This is a genomic window from Kitasatospora sp. MY 5-36 (genome assembly GCF_001182915.1).
In the GTDB taxonomy this organism is placed as follows: Bacteria; Actinomycetota; Actinomycetes; order Streptomycetales; family Streptomycetaceae; genus Kitasatospora.
This window is the reverse complement of the sequence record NZ_LFVW01000016.1, coordinates 24,238-33,687: the sequence shown is the minus strand read 5'-3', so window position 1 is coordinate 33,687 and position 9,450 is coordinate 24,238. Positions and strand designations below refer to the sequence as shown.

At 73.9% G+C, this 9,450-nt stretch carries 8 protein-coding genes and 1 pseudogene; 8 read left to right on the top strand and 1 reads right to left on the bottom strand.

The window, feature by feature from the left end:
• Positions 1-884: cytochrome P450 (locus AE652_RS01470; protein WP_049649206.1), on the top strand; the 884-nt coding region annotated here is incomplete at its 5' end.
• A gap of 52 nt (positions 885-936) precedes the next feature.
• Complete coding sequence (locus AE652_RS01465) at positions 937-1,149, top strand: ferredoxin (protein WP_049649205.1); 213 nt, start codon at positions 937-939, stop codon at positions 1,147-1,149.
• A gap of 76 nt (positions 1,150-1,225) precedes the next feature.
• On the opposite strand, the gene AE652_RS01460 is transcribed toward AE652_RS01465, so the two are convergent.
• Complete coding sequence (locus AE652_RS01460; protein WP_049649211.1) at positions 1,226-2,113, bottom strand: sigma-70 family RNA polymerase sigma factor; 888 nt, start codon at positions 2,111-2,113, stop codon at positions 1,226-1,228.
• A 138-nt stretch (positions 2,114-2,251) separates the two neighbouring features.
• Between AE652_RS01460 and AE652_RS01455 the strand changes: the two genes are divergently transcribed.
• The 6 genes and pseudogenes from AE652_RS01455 (at position 2,252) to AE652_RS01430 (ending at position 9,365) form a co-directional block, all read left to right on the top strand.
• Positions 2,252-3,898 (top strand): MFS transporter, encoded by a 1,647-nt coding sequence (locus AE652_RS01455; protein ID WP_049649204.1) that lies wholly within the window; start codon positions 2,252-2,254, stop codon positions 3,896-3,898.
• Positions 3,899-4,325: 427 nt separating this feature from the next.
• A complete protein-coding gene (locus AE652_RS01450) occupies positions 4,326-4,706 on the top strand; it encodes a winged helix-turn-helix domain-containing protein (RefSeq protein ID WP_198959425.1) in 381 nt (126 codons plus the stop codon).
• 346 nt (positions 4,707-5,052) lie between these two features.
• Positions 5,053-5,484: pseudogene (locus AE652_RS43605) on the top strand (sigma-70 family RNA polymerase sigma factor); the annotation flags it as partial.
• Positions 5,485-5,899: 415 nt separating this feature from the next.
• Positions 5,900-6,487, top strand: a complete 588-nt coding sequence (locus tag AE652_RS01440; protein ID WP_234348174.1) for a flavin reductase family protein — start codon at positions 5,900-5,902, stop codon at positions 6,485-6,487.
• A complete protein-coding gene (locus AE652_RS01435; protein WP_049649200.1) occupies positions 6,484-7,554 on the top strand; it encodes an LLM class flavin-dependent oxidoreductase in 1,071 nt (356 codons plus the stop codon). Before AE652_RS01440 ends, AE652_RS01435 begins: the two co-directional genes overlap by 4 nt.
• Positions 7,551-9,365 (top strand): non-ribosomal peptide synthetase, encoded by a 1,815-nt coding sequence (locus tag AE652_RS01430; RefSeq protein WP_107086328.1) that lies wholly within the window; start codon positions 7,551-7,553, stop codon positions 9,363-9,365. The genes AE652_RS01435 and AE652_RS01430 overlap by 4 nt, the downstream gene beginning before the upstream one ends.
• Positions 9,366-9,450 lie beyond the last annotated feature (85 nt).

The following is a 9,450-nucleotide window of genomic DNA, read 5'->3' as shown; positions in this document are numbered from 1 at the left end:
GGCGGGCGCTGTCGCCGAAGGTCCTCGACACCGTGGCCCGCAAGGTCGAGCGGCGCACCGCCGGACTGGTCGGCGCCGCGCTCGACGCCGACACCGTGGACTTCGCGACCGACGTCGCCGAGCACGTGCCGATGAACACCATCTGCGACCTGCTGTCCGTCCCGGAGGCGGACCGGCCGGACCTGCTGCACTGGAGCAAGGGCGCGCTGACCGGGGCGGACGAGCTCGACTCGCTCGAGTCCCGCAACGAACTGGTGCTGTACTTCATGGACTTGGCGCAGCAGCGGCGCGAGTCCCCGGGCGAGGACGTGATCAGCACGCTCGCCACCGGCCTGGTCGACGGCGAGCCGCTGAGCCTGGACGACATCGCGCTCAACTGCTACAGCCTGATCATCGGCGGCGACGAGTCCTCCCGGGTCTCCGCCGTCAGCACGGTCAAGGCGCTGGCCGAGAACCCCGCGCAGTGGCGCGCGCTCCGGGACGGCCGGGTGGACCTCGACTCCGCCGTGGAGGAGGCCCTGCGCTGGGCCACCCCGGCGTTCCACTTCGCCCGCACCGCCACCCGCGACCAGCTGATCGGCGGTCAGGAGGTGCGGGCGGGGGACATCGTGTCGCTGTGGAACATCTCGGCCAACAACGACGAGCGGGCGTTCGCCGAGCCGCGCTCCTTCGACCTCTCCCGCTCCCCGAATAAGCACGTCGCGCTGGGCCACGGCGCCCACTTCTGCCTGGGCGCCTTCCTCGGCCGGGTCGAACTGCGGGCGCTGCTGGGCGTGTTGGCCGGGACGGTGCGCGGCGTGGAGGTGACCGGGCCGGCCACCCGGATCCGGTCCGCCTTCCTCAACGGCTACAGCTCCCTGCCGGTGCGGCTGCTCCCGCGCTGAGCATCCCGGGCGGGGCCCGGGAACCGGAAACGAACGGAGAAGAGGGACAACCATGCGGGTGACGGTCGACCGACAGCGCTGTATCGGCTCGGGGATGTGCGTGATCACCGCGGACGAGGTCTTCGCCCAGCGGGACGAGGACGGCACCGTCCGGCTGCTCGGGGCGGAGGTGGCGGACGAACTCGGGGACCGGGTACGGCAGGCCGCCCACCTCTGCCCCTCGCGGGCGATCACCGTCGGCGTCGGGCCGGAGGTGGAGCGGTAGCGCGCGCAGCGAGCCGGGGCGCCCCCCGAGGGAGGCGCCCCACCGGCGTTCCCGGACCCTTCCCGGACCGCCCCCGCTACGCGGTGAAGGCGGCGAAGTCGACCGCGCCGACCCGCTCCGGGTCCAGCAGGATCTGGATCCGGGTGATCCGCCCGCCGCGCACCGAGAAGCCCATGACCGAGGTCGGCGCGCCGTCCCGGGTGACCAGGGCGCCGGGGACGCCGTTGACCAGCACCGGGAAGACCGCCACCCCGCCCTGGCGGAACAGCGAGGCGCGCCCCGCCACCGGCCGGGCGCCGCGGATCGAGGCGGTGGCGGCGGCGAGGGCGGGCCCGCCGTCCGCGCGCAGCTCGACGTCCGGGTCGAGGACGGCCACCAGCCCGTCCAGGTCGCCGTTCCGGGCCGCCGCGAAGAAGGCGTTCACCAGCGTGCGGCGGGTCGCGAAGTCGCCGCCGGAGTCCGCCTCGCGCTCCTCCTGCACCCGGCGGCGCCCCCGGCTGGCGAGCTTGCGGGCCGCCGCCGGGGTCTTCCCGACGACGGCCGCGATCTCGTCGAAGGGCAGGTGGAACATGTCGTGCAGGACGAAGGAGACCCGCTCGGCCGGGGCGAGGGTGTCCAGCACGATCAGCAGGGCGAGGCTGACCGAGTCGCTCAGCAGCGCCTCGTCCTCCGGGCCGTTGGACGGCTCCTGCCCGACGACGACGTCCGGCAGGTGCACCCCGACCGGGTCCTCGGGCCGGGCGGCGCGGGAGCGGAGGATGTTCAGACAGATCCGGCCGATCACCGTGGTGAGCCAGCCGGCGAGGTTCGCCACCTCGTCGGCGTCGCTGCGGCTGAGTCTGATCCAGGTCTCCTGGACGGCGTCCTCGGACTCCGCGTGCGAGCCGAGCATGCGGTACGCCACGGCCCGCATGTGCGGCCGGTGCCGCTCGAACTGCTCTGCCAGCCGATCGTGGTCGGGCACGGTCACATTCCTCGGTCGGGAGGGGTCATCACTACGGGGGCGGCGAGCCGCCCCCGTCGTTCGTGGACCTTACTTGGAGCGCGGGATGATCACACTGGGTATCACACATATCACACGACTCCGGAGGGGCGAGAGGCCATGACCCTCTCCCTCACGGAGTCGCGACGCCGGCGGCTGACCCTGTTCGCGATGTGCATGGCCACGTTCATGACCTCGCTCGACCTGACCATCGTGAACGTGGCCCTCCCGTCGATGCAGAGCGAACTGCACATGGGCGCCGCCGAGCTGGAGTGGGTGATCAGCGCGTACTCGCTGAGCCTGGCCGCGGTCATCCCGGCCAGCGGGGCGCTCGGCGACCGGTACGGCCGCAAGCGGATCTTCCTGACCGGGATGGTCGTCTTCTCGATCGGCGTCGTCGCCTGCGCCGTGGCCTGGAACGCGCTCTCGCTGATCGCCTTCCGGGCGGTGCAGGGCCTGGGCGGGGCCGCGATGCTCGCGCTGGGGCTGTCCATCATCACGGAGACCTACCCGAAGGAGCAGCGGGCCTCGGCGATCGGCGCCTGGGCGGCGATCGGCGGCACCGGCTTCGGCGCGGGCCCGGTCGGCGGGGGCATCCTGCTGACCTTCTTCGGCTGGCAGTCGGTCTTCTGGATCAACCTGCCGTTCGCCGCCCTGGGCATCGCCTGCACCTTCCTGGCGGTGCGGGAGTCGCGCAACCCGCAGGCCCGCCGGCTCGACGTGCCGGGGATCGTGCTCAGCGCGCTCGGGCTGGTCTGCCTCACGCTCGGCTTCGTCGAGTCCGCCGACCACCCGTGGGGCTCGGCCGTGGTGGCGTTCCCGCTGGTGGCCGGGGTGGTCCTGCTGCTGGCCTTCCTCGGGTGGGAGCGACGTGCCCCGCACCCGATGATGCCGCCCGCCCTGCTGCGCGCGCGCAGCTTCGCGAGCGCCTCGGGGATCTACCTGCTGTGCTACGGCGGCATGAGCGGCGCGCTGTTCTGGGTGACGCTGTACTTCCAGGACGTGGCGGGCTGGTCGGTGCTGCGCACCGGGCTGTCGTGGTTGTTCATGAACATCCCGTTCCTCACCATGGCGCAGTTCGGCGGCCGCCTGGACTCGCGGTTCCGCTCGGTGACGGTGGCCGTCTCGGGGATCCTGCTGGCCGCGGTCGGGGTGTTCCTGCTCAGCCGGGCCGGGACCACGCCCTTCGCGGTCAGCGCACTCGGGTACGTGCTGTACGGCGGCGGGTTCGGCACCTTCGTGCCCGCCGTGACCCACGTGGCCATGCGGGACGTGCCCCCGGGGGCCTCCGGCGCCGCCTCGGGCGTGCTGAACGCCTCGCGGCAGATCGGCAGTTCGGTGTGCCTCGCGGTGCTGGGCGCCGTCGGCGTCAACTCGGCGGTCTCCGCCTGGCAGGAGAAGACGGCCGGGCTGGACGGGGCCCAGCGGGCCCAGGTGCTGGAGCGGTCGCGGGAGGTCGGCGGCGGCCGGCTGCACACGGTGGTGGAGGCGCTCGGCGAGCCGTTCCGGCAGCCGGCCGTCGACTCCTTCCTGCACGGCTACCAGCTGTCGATCGGGATCGCCGCCGCGGCCACGGCGGTGGCGGCGGTGCTGGCCTGGGCCGGGTTCCGGCAGCGCGCCGGACAGCTGCCGACGGCCCCGGAGCCGGCCCCGGAGCCGACCACCCCGGAGTCGAGTACTCCGGAGCCGGCCGGACCCCGACCGGCGGGCGGTTCGTCCGCCGACGAGGTGACGGTGGCCGGAAAGGGTCTGCGCCCCCGTCCGTGACCCATGTCACGCGGGTGCGCGGATAGAGCTCGGGCAAGGTAGGAGGTGGTCCGAACCACCGGTACGTCGCGCCCGCTCCCGGATTCCAGGGGGGCGGGCACGGCGCTGCCGAGGGCCGAGTGCCCAGCAGCAAACGTGTGCTTACCAGTCGGTGAACGTGTGCAACCGGGCCTTGCGGAGCCCCGCCCCGGCGGGAGGCCGCGGGCCCGGCCGTGAGCCGCGCCGGGCGTCGATTCCCACTGCCTTCGGGGCGGTTCGTACGAGAAAGCAAGGAAAGCCGAGACTGCCTTTTTCTCTGACGAGGGAGACACCCTTGAGCAAAGGTGTCACGTTAATACGATGGCCCATCGAGGCGGACAAACGGAATCACTGCCGAAAGGCGGGAATTCCCTGCCTGCTCGTCGTGGAGGCCGGCAATGACGCTCCCGTGTGCGTCGACCCCGGGGAGGACTGGATCAGGTCGCCGGCCCCGCGCGGGGACGTCGAGGCGCGCATCCAGGCGCTGTCCCAACGCGTGTACGGGCGCAGGGTCCCGACCGTCGACTCCACCGGGGTGCTCTGCTTCGGCGGCAACTCGGTCGCCATCTCCACCACCCAGGTGGGGATCATGGAGGAACTCGTCGCCCACTACGGCGAGGTGGTGTACCGGGCCGAGCTGGAGCAGCAGGTGGTCCGGGCCACCGGAGCGATCTCCAGGAACGCCCTGGACCTGCAGATCATGCGGCTGCGGAGGCGGATCTCCGAGGTCGGCCTCTGCATCCGGACGGTGTGGGGCCGCGGCTACATCCTGGAGGCGGACGGCCTGTGACCGGCGGCGCCGACCGCGGCTGACACCCCGCGCGGGCGGCACACCGCGAAGCCCGTACGCCGTACAGCCGGCACGCCGCCACCCCGGCGTGCGGCCGGTGCCCTCTGCCCGTACCTCACACGGGCAGAGGGCGTCCCGCCGGGCCGGGCTCAGGCGTCGAGCGAGGCCTGGACGTCCAGGGTGATGTGCGGGTCGGCCTTGTCGATGCTCCAGGTGCCCGCGGTGTACGCGGGGATCTCGGCGACGGCCTCCGTCATCGGAAACTCTCCTTCGAACGGTCGTGAGTCACAAGCCCCGCGGTGCGCGGGTCATCAGTACGACGGACCGTGAACCCGGAAGGTGACCGATGGATCAGCGCCAACTGCTGGCGGAATTCTTCGAGGAGAGCCGAACGGCGCTGCTGGGGCTCGCGTACCGCATCCTCGGCTCCCGGGAGGAGGCCGAGGACGCGGTGCAGGAGACCTGGCTGAGGCTGGACCGCGCCGACACCACGGCGGTGCGCAACCTGCCCGGCTGGATCCGCACCGTCGCCTCCCGGGTCTGCCTGGACGCGCTGCGCAGCCGGTCGGGGGGCCAACAGCGCTGCGGGGGCGAGGAGTTGACGCACACCTGCGGCCCCGGCGCGGAGGCGGACCCGGAACAGGAGGCGCTGGCGGCCGAGTCGGTGGGCCTCGCGCTGCGGGTGGTCCTGCACGCGCTGAGCCCGGCCGAGCGGGTCGCGTTCGTGCTGCACGACGTCTTCGGGGTGCCCTTCGACGAGATCGGCGCGCTCCTCGACCGCAGCCGGACCACCGCCAAGAAGCTGGCCAGCCGGGCCCGGCAGAAGGTGCGGTCCCCGCTGGAGCGGCACCCGGTGGAGCCGGAGCGCCACCGCGAGGCGGTGGCGGCCTTCCGGCTCGCGGCCGCCACCGGGGACACCGGGCTGATCGCCGCCGCCCTGGCGCCCGACGTGGTGCGGGCCGCCCCGGCCCCGACTCCGGCCCCCGCCCGGCCGCCCCGACCAGCGCGGGCGGAGCGCCTCTTTCGCAAATCTTTTTCCGCCGAACGGCCCGGCCGGGGCCCGTGCCAGAGTCGGTGTGCGGCGGCCGAGGACCAGGCCGCGCACCAGGACGTACGCCGTGACCAGGACGTACACCGTGACCGAGGACAGCGCGACCGTCGGCTCCCGACGGGACGCCAGGAGGTTCCTCCCCATGCCCCCCACGCCCATGACGGGGGCCGGCGGCCGCACGACGGCCGGACCGGTCTCCGCGACCGCGTTCAGAACCCTGATGGCGGGCTTCCCCGCCGGCGTCGCCGTCATCACCGCCGCAGACGAGGCCGGCCGACCGTACGGCACGACCTGCACGGCGATCTCCAGCGTGTCGGCCGACCCGCCCACCCTGCTGGTGTGCATGCAGCGCTCCAGCCGTACCCTCGCCGTCCTCGAACGGAGCGGCGGCTTCGCGGTGAACCTGCTCGACGACCGGGCCCGCGCCGTCGCCGAACTCTTCGCCGCCCGGGGGCCCGACCGCTTCGAGCGCGTCGGGTGGACCGCCCGCCCGGACTGGGCCGGCCCGCACCTCGACCGGGCCGCGCACTCCGTCGCCGACTGCCGGATCACCGGCTCGGTGACCGTCGCCGACCACGTGGTGCTCTTCGGCGAGGTCTACCGGGCCGCCGCGGCGGACGACGGACGGCCGCGGCCGCTGGTCCACGGACTGCGCGCGTACTGGTCCCTCGGCGGCCGCGGCGCCCTGCCCGACGCACCACCGGACCCGACCACGGAGGCCCAGAGATGACGACCTACGGAATATCCCTGCTGCCCGACACCCCGCCGCTGGTGCGCAGCGCCGAGGAGTACTACGGCAACCTGCTGGCGGTGTCCGAACTGGCCGACGACCTCGGCCTCGAGTACGTCAAGATGACCGAGCACTACCTGCACGCCTACGGCGGCTACTGCCCCGACCCGCTCGCCTTCCTCTCCGCCGTCGCCGCGCGCACCAGCCGGGTGCGGCTGATGACCGGCGGCATCCAGGCCTCCTTCCACCACCCGATCCAGCTCGCGGCCCGCACCGCGCAGCTCGACGCGCTCAGCGGCGGCCGGCTGGACGTCGGCTTCGCCCGCGCCTTCCTGCCGTACGAGTTCGACGCCTTCGGCATCGACCTGGACAGCAGCAAGGACCGGTTCCGGGCGGTGGTGGACGCGGTGGTGCGGCTGTGGACCGAGTCCCGGGTGAGCGAGGACACCCCCTTCTTCCGCTACCGGGACGCCGACTCCCTCCCGCTGCCCACCCAGGACCCCCACCCCCCGGTGTGGGCCGCCGCGCTGATCACCCGCTCCAGCTTCGAGTGGATCGGCGACTCCGGCTACAACCTGCTGATCGCCTCCGCCCCCAGCCGCGAACAGGTCGGCCAGGTACGGGAGATGATCGACCTGTACCGGCAGCGCTTCGCCGCGGCGCCGAAGAACGCCGGCCGCCGGCCCCAGGTCGCGATCAGCGTCGCGCTGTACCTGGCCGACTCCGACGAGGAGGCCGTGGCGGAGGGCAATGCCGCGCTGCGCCGGCACTGGGACACCTTCGGCGCGGCCGCGGAGTCCTGGCGCGAGCGCAGCTCGACCTCCTACCAGGGCTACCGCGAGGCCATGGTGGACAAGCACCAGGCCGGCCCCAGTGAGGCGGCGGGCCTGGCGGTGATCGGCTCCCCGCGCAGCGCGGTCGAGCAACTGCGGCGCATCGAGGCAGAGTTGGGGACGGACGTGGTGCTGTTCCAGCTCGACTACGGCCAGCAGTCGCTGGAGAGCATGTCGCGCAGCCTGAAGCTGTTCGCCACCGAGGTCCGCCCGCGGCTGGGCGAGGCGCCGTGACCGCGCCCGTCCGTACGGTGGCCGCACCCGCGGCCGCGCGAGCCCGTACGGTCGCCGAACTGTTCGAGGAGCAGGCGGCGCTCCGCCCCGGGGCGACGGCCGTGCTGTACCGGGACACCGCGCTCGACTACGGCCGGCTCAACGCCCGGGCCAACCGGCTGGCCCGGCTGCTGATCGACCGCGGCGTCGGCCCGGACCACCTGGTGGCGCTGGCCGTGCCGCGCTCGCCCGAGCTGGTGGTGGCCCAGCTGGCCGTGCTCAAGGCGGGCGGCGCCTACCTGCCGCTCGACCCCCGCTACCCCGCGTCCCGCAAGGCCTTCATGGTGCGGGACGCGGCGCCGCGGCTGCTGCTGCGCACCGCGGCCGCCCGGCCCGAGGGCGTGGAACTGGACGAGGTCGTGCTCGACTCCGCGGAGTGCGCGGCGGCCTGCGCCCGGTACGGCGACGGGAACGTCCGGCAGGACGAGCGCCTGGCTCCGCTGTCGCCGCACCACCTGCTGTACGTGATCTACACCTCCGGCTCCACCGGCACCCCGAAGGGCGTCGCCGTCCCCCAGGAGGGCGTCGCCGACCTGGTCGCCACCCAGGCCGAGCACCTGCGCCCGGCCCCCGGCGAGCGGGTGCTCTCCTGGGCCTCGGTCAGCTTCGACGCCGGGTTCTGGGACCTCTCGCTGGCCCTGCTGCACGGCGCCGCCCTGGTGGTCGCCGACGACGAGGACCTGCTGCCGGGCGACGCCCTGCACGGGACGCTGGCCAGGCACGCGATCGACCACGCCACCCTGCCGCCCGCCGCACTGAGTGTGACGGACAGTCGGAACGTGCTCCGGGGCGGCACGGTGACCTCCACCGGCGACGCCTGCACCCCCGCGCTGCTGGGCGCCTGGGCGCCGGGGCGCCGGATGTTCAACGGCTACGGCCCCACCGAGGTGACCGTCGGCTGCACCCTCGCCGGGCCGATCGACGCGGCGGACGGGGTCGACATCGGCGTCCCCTGGACCGGGGCGCGGGTGTACGTGCTGGACGAGCGGCTGCGGCCGGTGGCCGACGGCGCGGAGGGCGAGCTCTACCTGGGCGGCTCCGGGCTGGCCCGCGGCTACGTCGGCCGCCCCGGGCTGACCGCGACCCGCTTCCTGCCCGACCCGTTCGGGCCCCCCGGCGCCCGGATGTACCGCTCGGGCGACCGCGGCCGGCGCGCCGCCGACGGCCGGTTCCACTTCGCCGGCCGGGCCGACGGACAGGTCAAACTACGGGGCTTCCGGGTCGAGTTGGGCGAGATCGAGGACCGGCTCACCCGGCAGCCCGACGTGGACCTGGCCGCGGTGCTGGTACGGGGCGGACAGGCCGACGCGCGCCTGGTCGGCTACGTCACCCCGAGCCCCGGCGCCGCCCTCGACCCCGCGGCGCTGCGCGCCCGACTGGCCGACGTGCTGCCGGAGTTCATGGTGCCGGCCCGGATCGAGGTGCTCGACGCCTTCCCCACCACCCCGAACGGGAAGATCGACCGCGCCGCCCTGGACCGTACCGCCCTCGACCGCGCCACCCCGGACCGTCCTGCCTCGGACAGTGCGACCGGATCCGACGGCGGCGCGGAGCCCGGTTCCCGGGAGGAGCGGCTGTACCGCACGATCGCCCGGCTGCTCGACCTGCCGCGGGTCGAGCCGGAGGCCAACTTCTTCGACCTGGGCGGGAATTCACTGCTGGCGGGGCGGCTGATCGGCGCGCTGCGCGAGGAACTCGGGGTGCGCGTGCCGATCCGCTCGGTCCTCGCGGCACAGGACCTGCGGGAGATCGCCCGGGCCCTGCACGGGTGACAGACCACGAAGGGCCGCCCGGCGGGACCCCGCGCGGCGCGGCGAGGAAGGGAGATTCCCAATGATGTTGTCAAGCCAGGGCGGT